At 71.9% G+C, this 20829-nt stretch carries 16 protein-coding genes; 9 read left to right on the top strand and 7 right to left on the bottom strand.

Annotation, left to right across the window (positions count from 1 at the left end; genetic code table 11):
* The first annotated feature begins 1 nt into the window (after position 1).
* From WMF45_RS09915 to WMF45_RS09925, 3 genes are read left to right on the top strand one after another with little or no spacing between them, the layout of a single operon-like run.
* Positions 2-931, top strand: coding sequence for a 3-keto-5-aminohexanoate cleavage protein (locus tag WMF45_RS09915; RefSeq protein ID WP_437716673.1), 930 nt, complete (start codon positions 2-4; stop codon positions 929-931).
* Complete coding sequence (locus WMF45_RS09920; protein ID WP_437716674.1) at positions 928-1713, top strand: enoyl-CoA hydratase/isomerase family protein; 786 nt, start codon at positions 928-930, stop codon at positions 1711-1713. The genes WMF45_RS09915 and WMF45_RS09920 overlap by 4 nt, the downstream gene beginning before the upstream one ends.
* 37 nt (positions 1714-1750) lie before the next feature.
* Positions 1751-3313, top strand: coding sequence for an acyl-CoA carboxylase subunit beta (locus WMF45_RS09925; RefSeq protein WP_437719514.1), 1563 nt, complete (start codon positions 1751-1753; stop codon positions 3311-3313).
* Positions 3314-3384: 71 nt separating this feature from the next.
* Here the strand turns inward: WMF45_RS09925 and WMF45_RS09930 are convergent, their stop codons facing one another.
* On the bottom strand, positions 3385-4923 hold the full coding sequence (locus WMF45_RS09930) for a hypothetical protein (RefSeq protein WP_437716675.1): 1539 nt from the start codon (positions 4921-4923) through the stop codon (positions 3385-3387).
* Positions 4924-5045: 122 nt separating this feature from the next.
* Between WMF45_RS09930 and WMF45_RS09935 the strand changes: the two genes are divergently transcribed.
* Both WMF45_RS09935 and WMF45_RS09940 read left to right on the top strand, forming a co-directional pair.
* On the top strand, positions 5046-5798 hold the full coding sequence (locus tag WMF45_RS09935) for a thiamine phosphate synthase (protein WP_437716676.1): 753 nt from the start codon (positions 5046-5048) through the stop codon (positions 5796-5798).
* On the top strand, positions 5795-6397 hold the full coding sequence (locus tag WMF45_RS09940) for a hypothetical protein (protein ID WP_437716677.1): 603 nt from the start codon (positions 5795-5797) through the stop codon (positions 6395-6397). Before WMF45_RS09935 ends, WMF45_RS09940 begins: the two co-directional genes overlap by 4 nt.
* Positions 6398-6434: 37 nt before the next feature.
* On the opposite strand, the gene WMF45_RS09945 is transcribed toward WMF45_RS09940, so the two are convergent.
* Positions 6435-7430, bottom strand: a complete 996-nt coding sequence (locus WMF45_RS09945; RefSeq protein WP_437716678.1) for an ATP-binding protein — start codon at positions 7428-7430, stop codon at positions 6435-6437.
* Between the two features lie 173 nt (positions 7431-7603).
* Between WMF45_RS09945 and WMF45_RS09950 the strand changes: the two genes are divergently transcribed.
* Positions 7604-8632, top strand: a complete 1029-nt coding sequence (locus WMF45_RS09950) for an NAD-dependent epimerase/dehydratase family protein (RefSeq protein WP_437716679.1) — start codon at positions 7604-7606, stop codon at positions 8630-8632.
* Between the two features lie 104 nt (positions 8633-8736).
* Complete coding sequence (locus WMF45_RS09955; protein WP_437716680.1) at positions 8737-10245, top strand: phenylacetate--CoA ligase family protein; 1509 nt, start codon at positions 8737-8739, stop codon at positions 10243-10245.
* A gap of 19 nt (positions 10246-10264) precedes the next feature.
* Here WMF45_RS09955 and WMF45_RS09960 read toward each other — a convergent pair whose 3' ends face one another.
* The gene (locus tag WMF45_RS09960) at positions 10265-12862 is read right to left on the bottom strand and encodes an SUMF1/EgtB/PvdO family nonheme iron enzyme (protein WP_437716681.1); all 2598 of its coding nucleotides are present in this window, start codon (positions 12860-12862) and stop codon (positions 10265-10267) included.
* Positions 12863-13088: 226 nt separating this feature from the next.
* On the bottom strand, positions 13089-13757 hold the full coding sequence (locus WMF45_RS09965; protein ID WP_437716682.1) for a hypothetical protein: 669 nt from the start codon (positions 13755-13757) through the stop codon (positions 13089-13091).
* Positions 13758-13991: 234 nt separating this feature from the next.
* On the opposite strand from WMF45_RS09965, the gene WMF45_RS09970 reads away from it, so the two are divergent.
* Positions 13992-14882, top strand: a complete 891-nt coding sequence (locus WMF45_RS09970) for an NAD-dependent epimerase/dehydratase family protein (protein ID WP_437716683.1) — start codon at positions 13992-13994, stop codon at positions 14880-14882.
* 58 nt (positions 14883-14940) lie between these two features.
* Here WMF45_RS09970 and WMF45_RS09975 read toward each other — a convergent pair whose 3' ends face one another.
* Entirely contained in the window at positions 14941-15579 is a 639-nt protein-coding gene (locus WMF45_RS09975) for a Uma2 family endonuclease (RefSeq protein ID WP_437716684.1), read from the bottom strand.
* Between the two features lie 173 nt (positions 15580-15752).
* Between WMF45_RS09975 and WMF45_RS09980 the strand changes: the two genes are divergently transcribed.
* A complete protein-coding gene (locus tag WMF45_RS09980; protein ID WP_437716685.1) occupies positions 15753-17816 on the top strand; it encodes a CotH kinase family protein in 2064 nt (687 codons plus the stop codon).
* Here WMF45_RS09980 and WMF45_RS09985 read toward each other — a convergent pair.
* On the bottom strand, positions 17808-19535 hold the full coding sequence (locus WMF45_RS09985; protein WP_437716686.1) for a hypothetical protein: 1728 nt from the start codon (positions 19533-19535) through the stop codon (positions 17808-17810). The two genes, WMF45_RS09980 and WMF45_RS09985, sit on opposite strands and share 9 nt — an antisense overlap.
* Positions 19536-19759: 224 nt before the next feature.
* Entirely contained in the window at positions 19760-20800 is a 1041-nt protein-coding gene (obgE, locus tag WMF45_RS09990; RefSeq protein ID WP_437716687.1) for a GTPase ObgE, read from the bottom strand.
* Positions 20801-20829: the final 29 nt, after the last annotated feature.

A 20829-nucleotide genomic window follows, 5' to 3' on the forward strand; every position in this document is an offset into this window, starting at 1 on the left:
CATGAGAGAGAAGCCGACGTTCACCGGAGAACCGAGGGATCCGAACGGACGAGATCCCGATATCTGCGTGGTGACCTGCGCGCTGTCAGGGGTGCTCGCCGGCCGCAAGCAATGCCCCGCCATCCCGTATACGCCGGTCGAGATCGCCGAGGAGGCGAAGCGGGCCTACGACGCAGGGGCGGCGGCGGTGCACATCCACGCGCGCAACGACGACGGATCACCGACGTTCTCTCCGGCCGTGTTCGCGCGGATCAAGGACGAGGTGCGCAAGCGCTGCCCGGTGATCCTGAACTTCTCGACGGGCACCCTCCTCGACGACGTGAGCGAGCAGTGCGCGACCCTCCGGGAGAGCCGCCCCGAGATCGCGGCGCTCAACATGGGCACCATGAACTACTCGAAGTACTCGCGCGCGCGGAAGACCTTCGATTTCGATATGGTGTTTCCCAACACGTACGCGAAGATCAGCAAGCTCCTTGACGCAATGAACGAGGCCGGGACGAAGCCCGAGCTCGAGTGCTTCGATACGGGGCACACCCAGGGCACCTGGCCGCTCGTCGACATGGGGCTCCTCAGACCCCCGCTCCAGTTCTCGTTCATCGTCAACGTGCTGGGCGGCATCCCCGCGCACGTGGAATCGCTCCAGCTCCAGACCAGGATCATGCCGCCCGGCTCGGAGTGGGAGGTGATCGGGATCAGCCACGGGCAATGGAGGATGCTGGCGGCGGCGCTCGTGCTCGGCGGCAACGTGCGGTGCGGGCTCGAGGACCACTTCTACCTGCCGAGCGGCGAGATGGCGCGCAGCAACGGAGAGCTCTGCGAGGTGGCCGTGCGCATGGTGCGCGACGTCGGCCGCAGGCCGGCGACCGTCGAGGAAGCCCGGCAGATCCTGGGCCTTCACGACGGCGGCGCGGCAGGAGCGGCGGCCTCATGACGGAGCGCGCGTACACGGTCATCCAGGCCTTCTCCGCGGGGGGCGTCCTCCGGCTCACGCTGAACAACCCGTGGCGCAAGAACGCGATCGGGCCGGCGATGGTGAGCGAGCTCCTCGACGCCCTCGCGGAGGGCGCGGCGGACGAGGCGGTGCGCTGCGTGGTCCTGACGGGCGCGGGCGACGCGTTCTGCGCGGGCGGGGACTTCGCGCAGATCGCGGGCGCCGAGGGGGCGCCGCCGCCCGAGATGAAGGGCGATTACGCGGACCTCCTGCTCGCCTTCGCGAACTCGAGCAAGCCGATCGTGGCGCGGGTGAACGGGCACGCGCTGGGCGGCGGGCTCGGGCTCGTCGCGGCGTCGCACGTCGCGATCGGCGCCCGCGGCGCCAAGCTCGGGACGCCGGAGATCAACGTCGGCCTGTTCCCGATGATGATCATGGCGGTGCTCCAGCGGCACGTGAGCCGGCGCAAGCTGCTGGAGATGATGCTCCTCGGGCAGCGCCTCGACGCCGACGAGGCCGCGCAGTGCGGCCTGCTCAACAAGGTGGTCGAGCCGGGCGCGCTCGACGCCGCGGTCGACGAGGTGACCTCCGCCATCGCCTCGAAGAGCCCGATCGCGGTGCGCCTCGGCCTCGAGGCGTTCGCGGCGCAGGACGATCTCGACCTCGAGTCGGCGCTGCCGCTCCTGCGCGAGCGGCTCGCCGGCTGCCTCGCGACGGACGACGCGCGGGAAGGGCTCCTGGCCTTCCTGGAGAAGCGAAAGCCCCGCTGGTCGGGCAAGTAGGCGCGCCGGGGCGCGCAGGGAGAGGTGGCCCGTGAACATGCGAGAGCTCGTGAAGGACCTCGAGGCCCGCCGGGAGCAGGTGCGGCGGATGGGCGGCGAGGAGCGCGTGGCGAAGCAGCACGCGCGCGGGAAGATGACGGCGCGGGAGCGGCTCGCGGCGTTCTTCGACGACGGCGTGCACTTCGAGGTGGGGATGCACGGCACGCAGATGGGGCTCGCGGCAGGGCCGGACGGGAGCGACAGGCCGCCGGCGGACGCGGTGGTCTGCGGGTTCGGCAAGGTCGACGGGCGGATGGTCTGCGCCGCGGCGTACGACTTCACCGTGAAGGGCGGCAGCATCGGGCAGACGGGCGAGGAGAAGGTGACCCGCCTGCGGCAGATGGCGCTCCGCGGCCGCTGGCCGATCGTGTGGTTCATCGACTCGGGCGGGGCGCGCATCGATCCCGGCTCGATGCACCCGGACAGCATCTCGCTGTTCGCCGGCTCCGGGCACCTGTTCCGCGAGCAGGTGCACATGAGCGGCGTCGTGCCGCAGGTCGCGGCCATGGTGGGGCCCGGCGCCGCGGGCACGGCGTACATCCCGGGGCTCGCGGACTTCGTGCCGATGGTCAAGGACGTCGGCTCGATGGCGCTCGGCGGTCCGGCCCTCGTGCGCGCGATGACGGGCGAGGACATCTCCGAGCAGGAGCTCGGCGGCAGCAAGGTGCACACGACGAAGAGCGGCGTCGGGGACGCGGAGTACCCGAGCGACGCCGCGTGCGTCGCCGCGGTGAAGCGGTACCTGTCGTTCTTCCCCTCGAGCTGCGACGAGGATCCGCCGCGCCTGCCGGTCACGGATCCGATCGACCGGCGGGAGGAGTCGCTGCTCGACCTCCTGCCGGAGAGCCCGCGGCGCGCCTACGACATGCTGAAGCTGATCGACGCCATCGTCGATCACGGTGAGCGGTTCGACCTGAAGCCGCGGTGGGCGCGGTCGATCATCACCTGCCTCGCGCGCATCGGCGGCCAGCCGGTCGGCGTCGTGGCCAACCAGCCGACCCAGATGGGCGGCATCCTCGACGTGGACGCGTCGGACAAGGCCGCGCGCTTCATGCAGATCTGCGACGCGTTCAACCTCCCGCTCGTGTTCCTGCAGGACGTGCCGGGGTTCATGATCGGCTCGAAGGTCGAGCACGAGGGGATCATCCGCCACGGGGCGAAGATGCTGCACGTCATGGCGGCGGCCACGGTGCCCAAGATCACGGTGGTCGTGCGCAAGGCGTACGGCGCGGGCTACTACGTGATGTGCGGGCGCGCGTACGAGCCGGACCTCATCGTCGGCTGGCCGACCGCCGAGATCAGCGTGATGGGGCCGGAGGGGATGCTCGGGATCGCGGCGAGGAAGGTGTTCGGTGACGCGCCGCCGCCGCCGGAGGTGAAGCAGGGGATGGTCGACGCGATCCAGAAGAACATCGACGTGATGAAGGTCGCCGGCTGGGGGCTCATCGACGACGTGATCGACCCGCGGGACACGCGGAGGGCGATCGCGTGGGGGCTGGAGCTCGCGCGGAAGAAGCGGGTGGAGCGGCCGGAGAAGAAGCGGGGGATCCTGCCGGTGTAAGTCGCGCCAGGGACGGCGTGCCCCGCGTCAGGGTGTCCCTGCCGAACTGACGCGCGGTCCTGTGCCTCGCGCTACGGGTCGTGCTCCTCGTGTTCCGGCGCCTGGCTGGCCTCGGGCTTCGGCTTGGGCGTCGGCACGGCTCGCGGCGCGGCCGCGTAGAACGGCTCTGGTGCGCTCTTCACGCGAAGGAGCGTCGTGTTCTTGGCGGGGACGACGGCGGTGTACGCGTCCAGGCCGAGCTCGCTGCCCGGCTCGTTCGCGTGCAGCGTGGCCGTGACCTCGTAGAGGCCCTCGCGGTTGAACGTGTCGGCGGGGCAGACCTCCCGGAGGAGGAGCGAGACGTCGGCCGATGCGCCGGGCTTCAGCGTCCTGAAGAGATCGCGCGGGATCGCCCCCGTCGGCGGGGCCGCCGTGCATACCGTCTCGCCGTTCGGGCCGGCGACGTGGAACTCGAGCATCCGAGACCGGATGGCGACGGTCATGGGGCGCCTGCCAGCGTTCTTGGCGCTCACCCGGACGACGATCGAGCGAGGGCTCGCCGCGTCGGACCAGGGTTCGCTCGTGAGCTCCAGGCGAGGCGTGTTGGCGTCCACGATCGGCTTGCCCCGCGCACCGGCGCCGTGGTCCTTGTCCGACGGAACGCGCTTTTCCGCGGACTCGCCGGCTGGCCTGTCCGCGGATGTCTGGGCCGCTCTGTCGTCCGCGGGCTGAGCCGCCTTGTCGCCCGTGGCCTGAGCACCCTTATCGTCCGTGGCCTGAGCCGCCTTGTCACCCGAGGATTGAGCGGCCTTGTCGCCAGGAGGCTGAGCCGTCTCGTCCGCCGGAGAGGCTGGCTCGGTGCCGCCGGCAGCGTCCGCGGCCGCCTCCTTCGGGGGCAGCCCGTAGCTCAGCACGACGGTGGGCGCCGCGAGGCCGGGCGCAGGGGCGAACGCCGGCGGATCGTCCGTCGACTCCGCAGCGAACGGCGCCGCAGGCGGCTTCTTCGACCACTTGGGCGGCGGACCCCAGCCGTACCAGGTCCTCACCACCGAGCCGCCCGCGAGCGCCGCCTCGTCCTTGCCGAAGCAGAGCAGGCGCGGGTCGAAATGCTCCATGTACGACTGACCGGGCGCGAGCAGCAGCGCGCGCCGCTCCGGGAAGCCGCTCGGCTTGAGCCCCGCGGGCGCGGCGCAGCGAACCGTCTTCTTCGCGCGCTTGTTCAGCGTGTCGACCTCGAGGCGCAGCAGCCGCACGTCCGCCGGGATGCGCATCGGCCGCTCCCCTTCGTTGTCGATCCGCAACGTCCAGGGCCCGTGAGGCGACGGCGCGATGAGCCACAGGCGCGCCGGTGGAGGCGGCAGCGGCGGGGACTCGGGCGCCTTCTTCTTCGCGCTCGCCTTGGGCGCGCCGACGCCCGCCTTGGGCGCGGTGACCTTGCTCCCCGCAGGCGGCGGGGCCGCGCCAGTCTTCGGCCCCTCCGTTGGCACGGCGGAGCCCGGCCCGTCGCTCTGCTGCGCGGGGCTCGACTTCTCCTGCGCGAGCGCAGGGCTCGACACGAGCCCCATCACGGCCGCTGCAACAGGAGCGATCGAGGTGAACAGACAGGCGATCCGGACGAGACGTGTGCGCATGGAGGATCCGTTCGGGAGCGAACGCTTCCGCTTTCTTTCCGGGGGCGTCAACCTTAGCGTAGCCAGCGAGCCTGGCCTCCTCCGGAGCGCCCGGGCGCTCTCCCACCGCTCGAAGCGTGGTCATGCGCGGCCTGTACGCCATCGTCGACACCGACTCGCTCGCGCGCCGCGGGCTCGATCCTGCGGCGTTCGCCGAGGCCGTCCTCGACGCGCGCCCCGCGGCCATCCAGCTGCGCGACAAGCGGGGCGGGGCGGCCCAGACGCTCTCGCTGCTCCGCGCGATCCAGCCCCTGGCCGCGCGCGCGGGGGTGCCGCTGTTCGCGAACGACAGGGCGGATCTCGCGATCCTCGCCCGCTGCGACGGCGTGCACGTCGGCCAGGACGATCTTCCGGTAGCCGCGGTTCGCAGGCTGGCGCAGCGCGCTTCCGTCCCGCTGCGCGTCGGGCTCTCGACCCACACGTCCGCGCAGATCGAGGCCGCGTTGCGGGCGTCGAGCGAGCTCCGCGATGCCGGTGATTCCGGCGATTCCCTCGAGCGCCTCGACTATGTCGCCATCGGGCCGATCTTCGCGACCTCGAGCAAGGAGCGCCCCGACGCCGTGGTCGGCCTCGAGGGGCTCGCGTCGCTGTGCGCCCTGGTCGAGCGGGTGCGTCCCGGGCTCCCGGTCGTGGCGATCGGCGGCATCTCGCTGGAGAGGGCGGCCGAGGTGGGCGCGCGCTGCTCGGCCGCCGCGATCATCGCCGCGCTGCTGCCGGATCAGGGCACGCCCGCGCCGCGCGCCCTCGAGGAGGTGAGCGCGCGGGCGCGGGCGCTCCAGCAGGCGCTCGCGCTGGCGGGCGCGCGCGCGGCGCCGGTGGACAGGGGCGCGCGATGAGCCTCACGCTGCTCGCGGCGGCCGCCGCGGTGGCCGCGACCGTGGGCTACATGGCGTCGCGCCGCGAGCGGGAGGCGCCGGGCGGGGGCGGCGGCGAGCGCGCGCGAGACGCGCCGGCGGCGCCCCCGGGAGACGCGCCGTGGCACGAGCTGCCGCTCGCGCTTGGCGACGTGGTCCTCGCCGGGAGCGAGGAGCGCTGGCTCTCGGGCGCGATCGTCGCGCGCGAGCGGGGCGAGATCGTCGCCGCGGTGTTCCTCGCGCCCGAGGGCGGCGCGCACGGAGCGGTCGTGGCCTTCCCCGCGCCACGGCGCGAGATCCTGTGGCTCGCGCCCGCGGCGGCCGACTCGCCGGACGAGCCGCCGGCGACGCTCGAGATCGCGGGAGCGACCATGCGGCGGCGGGCGCGGCTGCCAGCGGCGCTCGAGCGGTGCGGGCAGGGCGCGCCCCCCGTGGGCGACGCAGGGATCATCGCCCTCTACGACGGCGCCGGGCGCGACGCGGCCGTGGTGCTCGCCAGCGAGGGGCGGATCCACGCGTGGGCCGGGCGGCGCATCGAGGAGGGCGGATACGAGCGGCTGGGCGGAGGCGGCGAGGGCTGACGCCGGCCCGCGCGGCCACGTGGCCGCGCGGCGCCTGTCAGCCGACGACGCTGCGCAGCTCCGCGATCAGCGACGCCATCGCGAGGCTCGGCGAGGCGTTGCGCTCGAGCTGCGCGACGGCGCGGGAGACCGCCGCGTAACGCCGGGCCGACAGGCCCGCGTGGCGCGGATCGGACGCGACAGCGGCGCGGGCCTCGCGGGCGAGCGCGGCGCTCAGCGCGCGGAGGTCGTCCTTGAGGGCCCCCTTGTCGCGGTCCACCGACTCGGCGAACGCGACGGCGGGCCCGAGGTCCCGGGCGGCCGCGGCATCGAGGACACCCTTTACAAAGGCGTCGCGCGAGGCGGTCTGCTCCTCGTCCGCGAGATCGAGCGCCGTGGACGCGCTGCCGGCGGCGAGCTCGACGGCGAGGTCGTGCCGCCCCTCGGGCACGCCGCGATCATGGAGGATGCGGCGGATGAGGGCCTCGGAGAGCGGGGCGAAGCGCACGGGCAGGGTGCGCGAGCGGATCGTGTTGAGCAGGCGATCGCCGCGCGAGGTCAAGAGGATGAAGTGGGTGCCGGGCCGCGGCTCCTCGAGCGTCTTGAGGAACGCGTTCGCGGCGCCGACGCTGAGGTCCTCGGCGTCGCGGACGATGAACACCCGAGCGCGCCCCTCGTGGGGCGGGTAGGCGGCGCGGGCGAGCACGATGGCGCGGACCTGGTCGACCGAGATCTCGGTCAGCTCGTCGCGGCTCCGGCCGATGACGGCGGCGGGGTAGAAGTTCTTCGCGACGATCTGCACGTCCGGGTGGAGCGGCGCCGGGGGGCGCCCGTCGGAGCGCGCGGCCGCGCGCCGGCACGCGTCGCAGCGCCCGCAGCCGAGCGGATCGCCCCCGGTGCAGACGAGCGCCTGGGAGAGGGCGACGGCCGCGAGCTCCTTGCCGACGCCCGGCGGGCCCTCGAAGCGGTAGGCGTGGTGCACGCGGCCGGCCTCGAGCGCGCGAACGAGCGTGCCGACCGCGGTGTCCTGGCCGAGGATGTGGGAGAACGGCACGGCCCGCTATCTAGCACGACCGGGGGTCGACCAGGTCCCGGTCCGCGCCGCGCGCGAGGCCGCCCGGCGGCGTCTTCCTTCCGGCGCGCCTCGCGCGCCTTCCCACGCGCCGTCCCGCGCGTGATGGCGTCCTCGTCATCGTCATTGCGCGCAGCGGTGATAGGTTGCCGCGCATGCGCGTCCTCGTGCTCGGCGGCACTCGATTCATGGGTCATTTCCTGGTCTATCGCCTGCTCGCGGCGGGCCACCAGGTCACGCTCCTGAACCGCGGCGCGACGCCCGATGCGTTCGGCGATCGCGTCGCGCGGGTCCGCTGCGATCGCGCGGCCGGCGATCTCGCGCAGGCGCTCGGAGGTCGCGAGTTCGACGCGGCGGTGGACTTCACCGCGTACACGGCCGCGGACGGCCGCGCGGCGGCCCAGGCGCTGGGCGGCGGGCGCATCGGTCACTACGTGATGATCAGCACCGGCTCGGTGTACCTCGTCCGGGAGGGGTGCCCGCGGCCCTCGCGCGAGCGCGACTACCACGGCCCTTTGCTCCCGGAGCCCGCGGACGAAAAGGACCGCGAGGCGTGGTCTTACGGCGTCAACAAGCGCGGCTGCGAGGACGAGATCGCCGCCGCCTGGCAGAGGGACCGCTTCCCCGCGACCGTCCTGCGCATCCCGATGGTGAACGGGGAGCGCGATCCCTACCGCCGCCTCGATCGGTACATCGTCCGCATGCTCGACGGCGGTCCGCTGCTCGTCCCGGACGGCGGCGGACACGCGGTGCGGCACGTCTACAGCGGTGACGTCGTCAGGGCGATCGTGAAGCTGCTCCTCGTGCCGTCGACCTTCGGCGAGGCGTACAACCTCTGCATGGACGAGACGCCGACGCTCACCGAGTTGCTCGAGCTCATCGCCTCGCTGCTCGGCGCGCCGGCGCGGCTCGCGCCGATCCCGTCGGCGGCGATCAGGGCCCGCGGCATCGACCTGGTCGCGATGTCGCCGTTCAGCGACCGCTGGATGTCGCTGCTGGATCCGGCGAAGGCGAGGGCGGAGCTCGGCTTCCAGCACACGCCGCTCCGGCGCTGGCTGGAGATGGTGATCACGTCGCTGCTCGCGAACCCGCGTCCCGAGCCGCCGGACGGCTACGAGAAGCGCGCCGAGGAGATCGCGCTCGCGGCGGAGCTCGCCGGCGCGGCGGGGGGTGGAGGGCGCTGACCCTGCGCGGGCGCTTTCGCCCGCGAGGCGAGGGGGAGGAAGGCAGGCGGGCGTTGGACCGGCTCCTGCGTTCCTGCGAACATCGGACGGAGGGAGATCTCGCGATGCAGGATGTGCAACCCAAGCGGGTCCTGGCGGCCATCGACGCCTTCCTGAGCACGCAGCTCGACGCGGCGCTGTCGCGGCACCGTGAGGCCGATCCGGCCGACCGCGCGCTCGCGCTGTTCCACGAGGTCGCCGCCGCTGTCCCTGCTTACCGCCGCTTCCTCGCCGAGCACGGCGTGGACCCGGCGGCCATCCGGACGCCCGCGGATTTCGCGGCGCTGCCGGTGATCACGAAGCAGAACTACGTGCTCCGGCACCCCATCGCGGATCTCTGCCGGGGCGGGCGCGTCGAGCCGTGCGACATGATCGCTGTCTCCTCGGGCTCGACCGGAAAGCCGACGTTCTGGCCGCGCTCCATCACGGACGAGCTCCCGGTCGCCCGGCGCTTCGAGCAGGTGTTCCACGACGGCTTCCGGGCCGACACGCGCCGCACGCTCGCGGTCGTGTGCTTCGCGCTCGGCTCGTGGGTGGGCGGGATGTACACCGCCGCGTGCTGCCGTCACCTCGCGGCGAAGGGATATCCGATCACGGTCGTCACGCCGGGCAACAACAAGGACGAGATCTTCCGCGTCGTGCAGGATCTGGGGCCGGCCTTCGAGCAGGTCGTCCTGCTCGGCTATCCGCCGTTCCTGAAGGACGTCATCGACACGGGGCGGGCCCGGGGCGTCGACTGGGCGCCTTTCCGGATCAAGCTCGTGATGGCCGGGGAGGTGTTCAGCGAGGAGTGGCGGACCCTGGTCGGCGAGCGCGTCGGGTCGACGTCGCCCTGCTACGACTCGGCTTCGCTCTACGGGACGGCGGACGCCGGCGTGCTGGGCAACGAGACACCGCTCAGCGTCGCGATCCGCCGCTTCCTCGCGGGGAGGCCGGACGCCGCGCGCGCCCTGTTCGGGCAGGACCGGCTCCCCACGCTGGTGCAGTACGACCCCGCGGAGCGGTTTTTCGAGCAGCGCGACGGGATGCTCCTCTTCTCTGGCGACAACGGCGTCCCGCTCGTTCGATATGCGATCCTCGACAGCGGGGGCGTTTATCCGCACGCGGACATGATGGCGGCCCTGGCTGGCTTCGGCTTCGACCCGCGGCGGGAGCTCGACGGGGAGCGCGGGGCCCGGGAGCTCCCGTTCGTCCATGTGTTCGGGCGCTCGGATTTCACGGTGTCGTACTTTGGAGCGAACATCTATCCGGAGAACGTGGTCGTGGGCATCGAGCAGCCCGGCGTGAAGGAGTGGGTGACCGGGAAGTTCGTGCTGGAGGTCCGCGAGGGCGCGGACAGGGATGTGGTCCTGTCGGTGGTTGTCGAGCTCGCGCCGGGGGAGGGGGAGAGCGAGGCGCGGCGTGAGGCGACGGCGCGGTCGATCGAGGAGCACCTCGTCCGGCTGAACAGCGAGTTCAGGAGCTACGTGCCGGCCGGGAAGCGGGCGCCGCGGGTGACGCTGAGGGCGGCGGGGGATCCGGAGTACTTCCCGCTCGGGGTGAAGCACCGGTATACGAGAAAGCCGGGGGGTTGAGGGCGGCCGGAGACGGAGATCAGCCTTTTCGGTGGGCGGGACCGGCGCAGCGGAAGCCGAGATTCTCGTTCTGGTACCCGTGCTCATAGCCGATCCGGCTCGCTGAGCGCAGCCACTTGGAGCCATCGAGGAACGACCCGCCGCGCGCTACCCGTACATCGCCCGTACGCCGAGCAGCCGGCCCCAGCGGCATGTCAGATGACACGACTTGATCGAGCCTGGGGAACTCGTCCCAGATCCACTCCCAGACATTCCCGTGCATATCGTAGAGATCCCACGGATTGGGCTTCTTCCGTCCCACCGGTGCAGCGCGCTTTTCGCTGTTCCCACGGTACCAAGCAAAGTCTCCTAAACGATGCTCGTTGTCGCCGAAGAAATAGCGAGTCGTTGTGCCGGCGCGGCACGCGTACTCCCACTCGGCTTCCTGCGGTAGCCGGAAGCCATCTGAGTCCCGCGCCCAACTCCAGCTGTCCATGGTTAACAGATAGCAGGGGCGCCTCCCCGCCAGCCGGGAGAGCGCATTGCAGAACTCGATGGCATCTCGCCATGATATGCTGCAAATTGGCCGATTCGCTGCATTCTCCTCAGTGGCCTGACCGGTTACGGCCGCATATTGCCCTGCCGTGACTGGCGTGGCGGCGATGGTGAATGCGTCGACATGCGCCTGGTGCTGGGGTCGTTCGACCTTGTGCGCTTCCGTGTCTTCGTCGGGGCTACCCATGAGGAACGTGCCACCAGGGATGTCAACCCATGGCAAGAGCGCCTCGAAGAAGCCGCTCTGATAGGTCACGTTTGCTTGGTTCCTGTTCGGCTTCCCGATTACGGTGCAGCGGAAGGTCCCGCGCTCCTGAAAGAGCGCGCCGGCAGGTCGAGGGACCAAGGGCTTCCGCCAGATCAGGCTCCAGCGTCCGGACACGACCGTTTGCTCCCCGATCTCGTCGAGGTCCACGACGTTCACCCTTACCGACGGCCTCACTCGCTCCCCCCGTGGGTGCAGGATGGCGTGTTCGATCGCTGCGCGAACCGGGCCTCCTCGCTCGATGTCTCGCTGCACCGCCCTCATGAAGCTGCCCTTTGCTCGCCGCGCGCCATCGGTGGCCTTCCCCGGCGCCTCGCCTTCGCTTGCGGTGGTGCTTCCTGGCGCCTCCCGCGCCGCGTCGCCTCCGCTCTCCGCCGCAACTCTGAGCGCCTCACAGAAAGCCGCCACATCCGGGAATCGCTCCGACGTCTCGAACTCGATCGCCCTCTCGAGCACCTTCCGCACCGCGTCGCTGCACGGTAGCCGCTCGATCACCCGCCCCGGATACCGCATCATGATCGGCGGCAGCTCCGCCCCGTGCAGGCAGAACACCGCCGTCATGCCAAGCCCGTACACGTCTGCGCGCGCGTCCGCGTCCTGCGGGCGGTGCATCAGCTCCGGCGCCGCGTAGAGGAACGTCCCCAGCGCGCCGCTCCTCGTGCCCCCCGTCGTGTCGCGCGCCCAGACCAGATCGAAGTCTGTGATCCGCGGCAGCCCCTCTCCGTCGAGCAGGATGTTCGCCGGCTTCACGTCCCGGTGCACGAGCCCCCTCCCGTGCGCGAACGAGATCGCCTCTCCAGCGCTGAGGAGCATCGGGATCACCCGCTCTGCTGGCAGCCGCTTCCCGACGACCGCGCTGTGCACGTCCTCGCCATGGACGAGCTCCATCACGAAGTAATGCCAGCCGCTGTCCTCCCCCTTGGGAGCGAGGATGCGCACCACGCCCGGGTGATCGAGCTCCGCCATCGCGCGCGCTCCACGGAAGAACCGCTCCCGCCGGCTCTCGTCGCCCGCGAGGTTCGGGTGCAGCACCTTGATCGCCACGGGCAGGTCGCCCCGCCCCGCGTCGAGCGCACGCCACACGGTCGCGAACCCGCCGCGCCCGATCCGCTCCAGCAGCAGGTACCGGCCGTCGCTGAGCTCCTCGCCGACGTGGAGCTGGCCGCCCTCCCGGCGCTTGCGCCGGAGGTCGACGATCTCCCGGTCCACCTCCTCGGTGCTCGCGCCGGCGGCCCTCAGCCTCACCCGCCGCTTCTGCGCGGCGGCGATCTGCTTGTCGACAGCGCGGATCGTCTCGTCTGCTTCGCGCAGGCTCACGCCGAGCGCGCCGGGCAGCGCGGTTGTGCCGGCGAGCGCCGCCTCCGGGCGCGCGCTCGCGGCGGCTTCCTCCACCGCCGCGCGGATGCCCTGCACAACCTCCCTCCACGCTTCATCCGGGTTGGCCCAGCTCGTCACCGCCCCGCCGTCTCGCGGCAGCGCCTGGAGCTCCGAAAGAGCGGTGCCCTCCAGGTCGCACGCGCGCACCAGGATGGGCACCACGCGCGCCGCCCCGCTGCGATGCCGCTCCAGCGCTCGTCCGAGCTCCCGCTCGTAGCAGCTGTCCGAGGCGAGGAACGCTTCGCTCACCAGCAACAGCACCACCTCGGCGGACGAGAGCTCCGCCGCGATCGACTCGTCGCGCATCGCGCCTGGGCCGATCCGGCCGCGGTGCCAGGTGCTCACCAGGCCCTGCCGCTTGAGGGAGGCGAGGTGCGCCTCGAGCGCTTCGAGGTGCGACCGATCCGCGGGGGCGTAGGAGATGAAGACGTTGACCGCCATGCGCAGAGGCGCGTCGCTGCGGCGGCGAGCTCGCTCGCGTCCCGGCCGCCCGCTCCGCGTCGACCAGGCTACCAGACGCGGAGCGGGCCCTCGACCATCCGTTGGATCCACGCCGTCCGGGCCGTGGAAGCGGCCTGGGCGGCTCCCCGGGGCGCAGGCCGTCGACCCGTGAGGTCGAGATCGAGATGCCACGACGCCGGCGCGGGGCTGCGCTCGCCACGCTCGCTCAGCCTCTCCGCCGGGTAGATGCCTGTCCCCTCCGGCCAGCGTCGCCCCGCGCCACGTCGGGCGTCGCCTCGGGGGTGCCAGCGGCCTTCGTCCGTGGGGCGCGCTCGTTCTCACCGCCCGACGCGCGCGGCCCGGCGTCGCCGCCGTCGCACCGCATCACGTCGAACGAGGCGTGCCTGCCCGGATCGACCGAGGCGTGCCTGTGCGGCAGGAACGGGAGCGCGTCGTGCCTCGTGATCTCAACCTTGTTCTCTTCGTCGATCGTCAGGGTGAACGTGCGGTCCACGTCGCACGTCGTCTTGTTGTCAGCGAGCTTGCCGCGCACCTGGAAGCTGGCGGTCGTGGCGTCGTCGTCCATGACGGCATGGATGTTCCTCGAACCGAAGGAGCTGTCGATGGAGGTGATGGTCATCCCCGACAGGGCCGTCACGACCGGGGGGTCGACCCATGAGCCTTCGTGGTTCAGCTCGATCCACAAGAGAGCGCTGGGCTCCTGAGGATTCTTGGTGAGCGTCCCCCTGGCCCACAGCGCCGAGCCGTCGGCGACCTCGTCGCAGACGAGCGGTGGAGGCGGGGGATTGATCGAGATATCGTCGTCCTCACACGCGGTGAGCCCCGCCGTCGCGACCACGAGCAGCAGCGTCTTCGCTCTCTCCCGATTACCCATCTCCCTGTCCTTCCTGCCTTCGGTGCGTCGCTCCGCCGCCATGCCGGCGGTCGCAGCGCGGCGGCCAGCCCTACCATGACCATCCTAGGCGGCGGTGCGCAGACCTGGCGACCCACCCGCACGAAGACGACGACGCCGCGACCCCCATCCGTGCACCTCGGGCGCGGCCGGCAGCGCTCTCGCGCCGCGGAGGCGTCCTCTCGCTCTTGCTGGTAGAAGCGTCGCCCAGCACCCATGCTCAACACCTCTCCCCCGCTCATCGTCCTCGGCTGCGGCTTCACCGGCGCGGTGGTCGCCGGCCTGCGGAGGGCGTCCGGCGGCCGCGTCGTCGCGACGACGCGCTCGACGGAGCGCGCCGCGGAGCTCGCGCAGGCGGGCATCGAGGTGAGCGTCCTTCCGGCGCTCACCGCCGAGGCCGTCGACCGGCTCGTCACGGACGGCGCGGACGTGCTCGTCGCCTTCCCGCCCGACGGCGTGACCGACGCCGCGATCGCGCCTTCCCTCCGCCGCGCGCGCGCTATCGCGTACGTCTCGTCGACCGCCGTGTACGGCGACGCGACGGGGCGCATCGACGAGGCGACGCCCACGTCGGCCGACGGCCCCCGCGCGGCGGCGCGCCTCGCGGCCGAGGACGTGTACCGCGCGCGCGGCGCCGTGGTGCTGCGCGCCGCGGGCATCTACGGCCCGGGCCGCGGCCTGCACCAGCGGCTCTTGCGCGGCGACTTCCGCATGACCGGCGAGGGCGATCGGCAGGGCATGAACGTCGTCTCGCGCATCCACGTCGAGGACCTCGCGCGCCTCGCGCTCGCGGCGCTGGAGCGCGCCGATCGCGCCGCCCCCGCAGAGGCCTTCGTGGTCGCGGACGACGCGCCCGTGCCGCAGATCGAGGTCGTCCGCTGGCTCTGCGCGCGGCTCGGCCTCGCGCTGCCGGCCGGGGCGCCGCGGGAGGATCTGCACGAGACGCTCCGCCACGATCGCGCCGTGGACAACGCGAAGATCAAGCGCGCCCTCGGGATGGCGCTGCTCTACCCGAGCTACATCGAGGGGTTCGAGGCGTGCCTGGCCGTCGAGGCCGAGGCGCCGGCCCCCGCCGCGAGTGAGCGCGCCCCGCGGCGCCGCGGGTGAGCCGCGCTGGCATCGCGGGTGAACCGCCGCGCGGCCGCGCCGTTCGCCGCCCGCGCTGTCACGCCTCGTCGTCCGCGGTGCCTTGCGGCGACTCCTGCGGCTCCGTCGCGTCGAGCCGGTCGAGCTCGCGGAAGAGCGCGTCCAGATCGAGCGTCAGCCCCTCGCAGCCCGGAACCTCCCGGAGCACCCCTCCGGGCGCGGTGAGGCGGCGCTGGTAGAGCCCGCCGCGCGCGAGCTCGTGGATCTCCAGCGTGCGGAGCTGCGGATCGAGCAGCCAGTACCAGCGCACCCCGAACGCGGCGTACTCCTCGAGCTTCTCGACGCGATCGCGCCGGCTGTCCCGCGGCGAGGGGGAGACGATCTCGACCATGATGTCCGGCGGGATGCCGACGGCGCCACGGGCCGGGGGCCTCCGCGAGGTCGGGAGGAACGCAGACACGTCGGATTTGCGCCCGCGCCGCGGCTTGAGCGCGTACTTCACCTCGGAGCCGAAGACGAAGCCGCCGCGCGGGATGAGCCAGGCCCGCAGGGTGTGGATGAGCCAGGCGACGGCCAGCTCGTGGACGCAATCGGGCATCTCTTCCTCGACCAGGCGGCCATCGATGAGCTCACCGGCTTCGTCTTCCGGCAGCGCTGCCCACTCCGCGACGGACAAGAGGCGGGCTGCCTGGGGCTCAGGATACGGGCGCTGGCTCACGCCTGGAAAAGTACCATCACTGCGCGCCTCGTGCCGGGTCATGAGCGGGGTCAAGGGGTCACGCGGCGCGGCGACGCACGATGTCCAGCGAGGCGTCCATGTCTGCCGTGAAAATCAGGCATCGACGGACGGGATGGCCACGACTAGGGTCGAGGCTCTTGGAGGATCGTTGGATGAAGCTTGGGTATTGGATGGTGCTTGCACTTGCGGCTGCCTCGGTGGGCGCAGGCTGCGGTGATGACGAAGGCGCGAGCAGCGGCGTCGGGCCAGGCGGCTCGGGCGGGGCTGGCGCCGGAGGCGCTGGAGACGGAGGCGCTGGAGGCGGAGGCGCCGGCGGAGAGGGCGGCACGAGCGACGGCGGGAGCGGCGGGCAGCCCCCGACGCCGCGGTGCGAGCCGTCCGACCCCGCGCTGGCCGACCGCGACGCGGACGAGCTGTACGCGGCGGAGGAGGTCCCGCGCTTCGACTTCTACCTTCCGGAAGAGCGCTGGGCGGAGCTCAAGGAGAACGCACGCGACGAGCAGTATGTCGAGGCCGAGGCCTGCTACAAGGGAAAGAGCCTGGGCGTGGTCGGCCTGCGGTTCAAGGGCGGTTACGGCACCCTCGACATGTGCTTCGACGGGGAGGGGAACCTCACCTGTCCGAAGCTCAGCATGAAGGTGAAGTTCGACGAGTACGTCGACGGACAGCGCTTCTACGCGCAGAAGCGCCTGAACTTCCACTCCATGATCTGGGACCCCACCCGGCTCCACGAGCGGATCGCCTATGGCCTGTTCCGGGAGATGGGCGTCGCCGCCCCGCGGAGCGCGTGGGCGACGCTGCGCGTGAACGGCGAGTCGCAGGGGCTCTTCTCGATGGTCGAGGACGTGGACGGCCGCTTCCTAGAACACCACTTCTCCGAGGCCCCGGACGGCGATCTCTACAAGGAAGCGTGGCCGGTCTCGGACGACGCCGGCTACTACGCGGGGCGGATCGAGACGAACGAAGACGCGGCCACGCACGAGCGATTCATCGCGTTCTCGACCGCCCTCGCGTCCGCCGAAGGCGATCAGAGGCTCACCGCGCTGTCGGAGTGGACGGACATCGAACAGCTGCAGCGGTACATGGCCGTCGACGAGACGATCGTGAACTGGGACGGCGTCACGACCTACTACGCCAACGAGGCGGGCGCCGCGTTCAACCACAACTTCTACTTCTACGACGAGCCGTCCTCGGGCAAGTTCCACCTCATCCCGTGGGATCTCGATCAGACCCTCGGCCCCAGCACCTACTTCGGCCACGTGCCGCGATGGACGGAGACGCCGGCGGACTGCAGCGCCGTGGTCCCGGTGTTCATGGGCTCCGAGCACGTGCGCCCGCCGGGCTGCGATGCGCTGTTCGCCGCCTTGAACCAGGACGCAGCGGGCTACAAGGCCGCGCTGCAGGCGCTCCACGAGGGCCCGTTCAGCGAAGGGCGGCTCGAGGAGCAGGTCGACAAGTACGCGGCGCTGATCCGCACCGCCGTCGAGGAGGACCCGCTCGGGCCCGGGCTCGCCGGGTGGGAGCCCGCGGTCGAGCGCCTCAGGAACGAGCTGCCGATCCTGCGAGAGCGCCTGGGCCGCTTCGCCGGCGACACGCCCCTCGCGCCTTTCTCGTTCACCGCGACGCGGATCAACGACTTCGAGGCCGCGGACACGCTCGGGCTGTACGTCGGGACGGTGCTGTCCACCAACAACGCGTCGAGCGCCGTGCAGGGCCTTTCGCAGGAAGATCCGCTGAACGGCGCGCAGAGCATGCTCCTCCGCTTCGACTTCCGCGACGAGGCGTCTCCCTGGGGGCAGTACGTGTACTTCGGGGTGCCTCTCGCCGAGGGCACGATCGACGCGACGGCGCTCGAGGGGGTCCGCTTCTGGGCGCGGGCGGAGGCGGCGCGCGGGATGCGCTTCGATGTCGAGAGCCCGGCGCAGAGCGAAGGGCTCTCGGGCGTTCGCCACGGATGGGACGTGCGGCTCACCGCCGAGCCGACGCTGATCGAGCTCAGGTTCGCCGACATGGCGCTCCCCGGCTGGGCCATCGATCAGGGGCGCGACCCGGGCGACGATGTGAACGACGTGCTCCGGTCGATCGTCGGCCTCTCCTTCAGCGCGGAGATGAACGGCGTCCGCGCGAACGGCTTCCTCGGCAAGGACAAGGTCGACTCGGGCACCATCGAGATCGATGATGTCGAGTTCTTCGGGCCGACGTCCGGATCACCCTGAACGACGGAACCGGAGGCCCGGGGCCGAGCGCTCCGGGTCTCCGCCCCTCCTGCGGCGGAGCCCGAGGCTCACGGCGAGGAGCAACGCGGCGACGCCGCCGGCGGACGGCGCGTCGCCGCCGAGGCTGCAGCTGCAGCCCGCCGACTCCCCGCTCCCGCTCGCGTCCCCGCCCGCGCCGGTGGAGGGAGCCCCACCCGAGCCTGAAGCGGCGTCCCCACCCGCGCCGACCGAGGCGGCCACGTCGAGCGTCGGACCCGCCGCCGTCGTTGTGGCAGGAGCCGGCGGCTCCTCCGCGCACATGCCGGCCACGCACCGCTCGCCCGCGGGGCACACGACGCCGTCGCAGAGGTCGACGCACGCACCGCCACGGCAATAGCTGCCCGCGCCGCACGCGACGTCGGCGCACGCGGCCTCGACGCACCGCCCGGTGCCCGCGGCGCAGCGGTCGTCCGAGGGACAGCCGCGGCAGCCGCACTGGACGACGCAGACGCCGCTCTCGCACACCTCGCCCGCGCCGCACGTCACGCCGTCGCACGGATCGAGGCAGCGGTCGCCGCGACAGGTCTGGCCGTGCGGGCACACCACGCCGGCGCACGGGGCGCGGCACACGCCGTCATGGCACACCTGGCCGACATCGCAGTTCGCGTCGACGCACGCCTGCTCGACGCACAGGCCCTCCAGGCACACGAGCCCCGGCTCGCACGGGAACTCGGCCGAGCCGCAGCGGTTCACGCAGCGGCCGCGGCTGCACACCTGGTCCTCCGGACAGGGCGCCTCCTCGTCGACGATGTCGTCGCAGTCGTTGTCGATGCCATCGCACTGCTCGGCCTGGCTGCCAGGCTCGACGATCGGCGTGCAGATCGCCTGTCCCTGCGCGTCGCAGTCGGAGATGCCCGCGCGGCACGCGCCCACGTTCTGCTTGACCTCGCACGGCTGGCCGGCTGCCGGGCACGTGATGCCGGAGAAGCGGAACAGGAAGTCCTCGTAATCGAGATCATTGCCGTTGACGCCCGCGCTGCCGTCGGCGTTCTGGAAATCGAGATCCTCGAACCCCAGGTAGAACGTGTTGGCGAGCTGGTTCGACCTGTAGATGAGATCGGAGTACCAGGGCCCCGGGCTCGCGCACGCCTTACACTCCACGTTGAACCGGTGCTCGGTGTAATGGTACTGCGTGGCGTTGCCGTTGCCGGTGCCGTTCGGGTTGGGGATCAGCACGAAGCCGATGAGGCCGCCCGCGTAGGCGGGGTTCTCCCGGATCGAGACGGCCGTCAGCTCGCGCTGCGCGGCGGGCGGCAGGGAGCCAGAGAACGGAAAGAGGATCTGGATATCGCTCTCCGGCGCCGGCGTGCTGAGGTTGGCTCCGGTGTCGACGGGGACGTACCGCGGCGGGTCGCCGCTGTCGCGGCCATCGTCGACGTTGTACCAGCCGACCGCGAAGTTGGCGCCGCCCCCCTTCTCGATGTACTTGCCGCTGAACTCGCAGAGCGGCGAGAACACCTGGGGCTCCACCGCGGCGTCGGCCACGACGTCGATCATCTCGTCGAGCATGTCGTTCTTCGTCGAGCCGTTCAGCAGATCGCTCAATCGGCTCGTGACCGGGACGACCGTGCCGTTCGGCTGCACCACATCCGCGCGCGCCGTCCCGCCCGCGCCGAGCGCCACGAAGAGGGCGACACGCCACGCGAGAGAAGACGGTTTGTTGGGGGTCGACCAGCGCATAGGGCTTCTCCTTCCGACAGGACACGTGAGTCCGGATCGTAAATTGGACTCGAGTTTCGCTCTCCTGTCCAGGTGGGGCGCGCCCGCTCGAGCCCACGAACGACGGATGTGGAGGACCAGCCCACGTGAGAACACTTCGTCTCACGATGCGCCGACGGCGGCGGCGCTCACGCCGCGCCGTCGTCGCGCGCCGCGCGCCGCGCCCGCCGTCCGGGCCGAGGCGCTCAGCCTTCCTGCTCTGCCGGCTCTTCCCGCTTGCGCGCGAGCGCCGCGAGCTCGCGGACGAGCTCAGGCACCCCTTCGCCCGTCGCGGCGCTGATGAGGTGGAGCTTCACCTTCGCCTTCGCGAACCGCGCCTTGAGCTTCGGGTAGGCCTCGCGCACCTCGGTCAGATCGGCCTTCGTCAGGACGACGATCTCCGGGCGCTCCGCGATCTCCGGGCTGAACTTCTTGAGCTCCTTGCGGAGCGCCCGGTAGTCGGCGAGCGGCTCGCGGCCCTCGCCCGGGTCGAGCGTCACGAGGTGGAGGAGCGCCCGCGTCCGCTCCACGTGCTTCAGGAACTGGATGCCGAGCCCGACCCCCTCGCTCGCGCCCGGGACCAGCCCGGGGATGTCCGCGATGACGAAGCTCGACCCGCCCGCCCGGACGCCGCCGCCGATCTGGACCATGCCCAGGATCGGGGTGAGCGTCGTGAACGGGTAGTCGCCGATCTTGGGCCGGGCCGCCGAGACGGCGGCGACGAAGGTGCTCTTGCCGGCGTTGGGGAAGCCGAGCAGGCCGATGTCGGCGAGCACCTTCAGCTCGAGGCGGAGCTCGCGGGCCTCGCCCGGCTCGCCCGGCTCGGCGCGCCGCGGGGCCCTGTCGTGCGGCGACTTGAAGTGCAGGTTGCCGCGGCCCCCCTTGCCGCCGCGGGCGACGATGACCCGCTGGCCTTGCTCGGTCACGTCGGCGATCAGCTCGCCGCTCTCCGCGTCGAAGATCTGCGTCCCCACGGGGAGCTTCTCGACCCGGTCGGCGCCGGCGCGCCCGTGGCAGTCGCTCCCCATCCCGTGCTCGCCCCGGTCGGCCTCGATCGTGCGCGCGTAGGTGAAGTCGAGTAGCGTGGACAGGCCTCCGTCGCCCACGAAGACGACGTCCCCGCCGCGGCCGCCGTCTCCACCCGCGGGGCCCCCGAACGGGATGTACTTCTCACGACGGAATGCGATCGCTCCATTGCCGCCATCCCCGGCGATCACCTTCAGACGGCACCGATCGACAAACCGCATGACGGCGGCTCATAGCATACAATTTAGGA

Source organism: Sorangium sp. So ce448, assembly GCF_051520915.1.
GTDB lineage: Bacteria > Myxococcota_A > Polyangia > Polyangiales > Polyangiaceae > Sorangium > Sorangium cellulosum_B.

Bases quoted from the DNA above. Each gene is read 5' to 3' on its own strand.
- WMF45_RS09915 (WP_437716673.1), top strand. From the start codon at position 2: ATGAGAGAGAAGCCGACGTTCACCGGAGAACCGAGGGATCCGAACGGA.
- WMF45_RS09920 (WP_437716674.1), top strand. From the start codon at position 928: ATGACGGAGCGCGCGTACACGGTCATCCAGGCCTTCTCCGCGGGGGGC.
- WMF45_RS09925 (WP_437719514.1), top strand. From the start codon at position 1,751: ATGCGAGAGCTCGTGAAGGACCTCGAGGCCCGCCGGGAGCAGGTGCGG.
- WMF45_RS09930 (WP_437716675.1), bottom strand. From the start codon at position 4,923: ATGCGCACACGTCTCGTCCGGATCGCCTGTCTGTTCACCTCGATCGCT.
- WMF45_RS09935 (WP_437716676.1), top strand. From the start codon at position 5,046: ATGCGCGGCCTGTACGCCATCGTCGACACCGACTCGCTCGCGCGCCGC.
- WMF45_RS09940 (WP_437716677.1), top strand. From the start codon at position 5,795: ATGAGCCTCACGCTGCTCGCGGCGGCCGCCGCGGTGGCCGCGACCGTG.
- WMF45_RS09950 (WP_437716679.1), top strand. From the start codon at position 7,604: ATGCGCGTCCTCGTGCTCGGCGGCACTCGATTCATGGGTCATTTCCTG.
- WMF45_RS09955 (WP_437716680.1), top strand. From the start codon at position 8,737: ATGCAGGATGTGCAACCCAAGCGGGTCCTGGCGGCCATCGACGCCTTC.
- WMF45_RS09960 (WP_437716681.1), bottom strand. From the start codon at position 12,862: ATGGCGGTCAACGTCTTCATCTCCTACGCCCCCGCGGATCGGTCGCAC.
- WMF45_RS09965 (WP_437716682.1), bottom strand. From the start codon at position 13,757: ATGGGTAATCGGGAGAGAGCGAAGACGCTGCTGCTCGTGGTCGCGACG.
- WMF45_RS09970 (WP_437716683.1), top strand. From the start codon at position 13,992: ATGCTCAACACCTCTCCCCCGCTCATCGTCCTCGGCTGCGGCTTCACC.
- WMF45_RS09980 (WP_437716685.1), top strand. From the start codon at position 15,753: ATGAAGCTTGGGTATTGGATGGTGCTTGCACTTGCGGCTGCCTCGGTG.
- WMF45_RS09985 (WP_437716686.1), bottom strand. From the start codon at position 19,535: ATGCGCTGGTCGACCCCCAACAAACCGTCTTCTCTCGCGTGGCGTGTC.
- obgE (WP_437716687.1), bottom strand. From the start codon at position 20,800: ATGCGGTTTGTCGATCGGTGCCGTCTGAAGGTGATCGCCGGGGATGGC.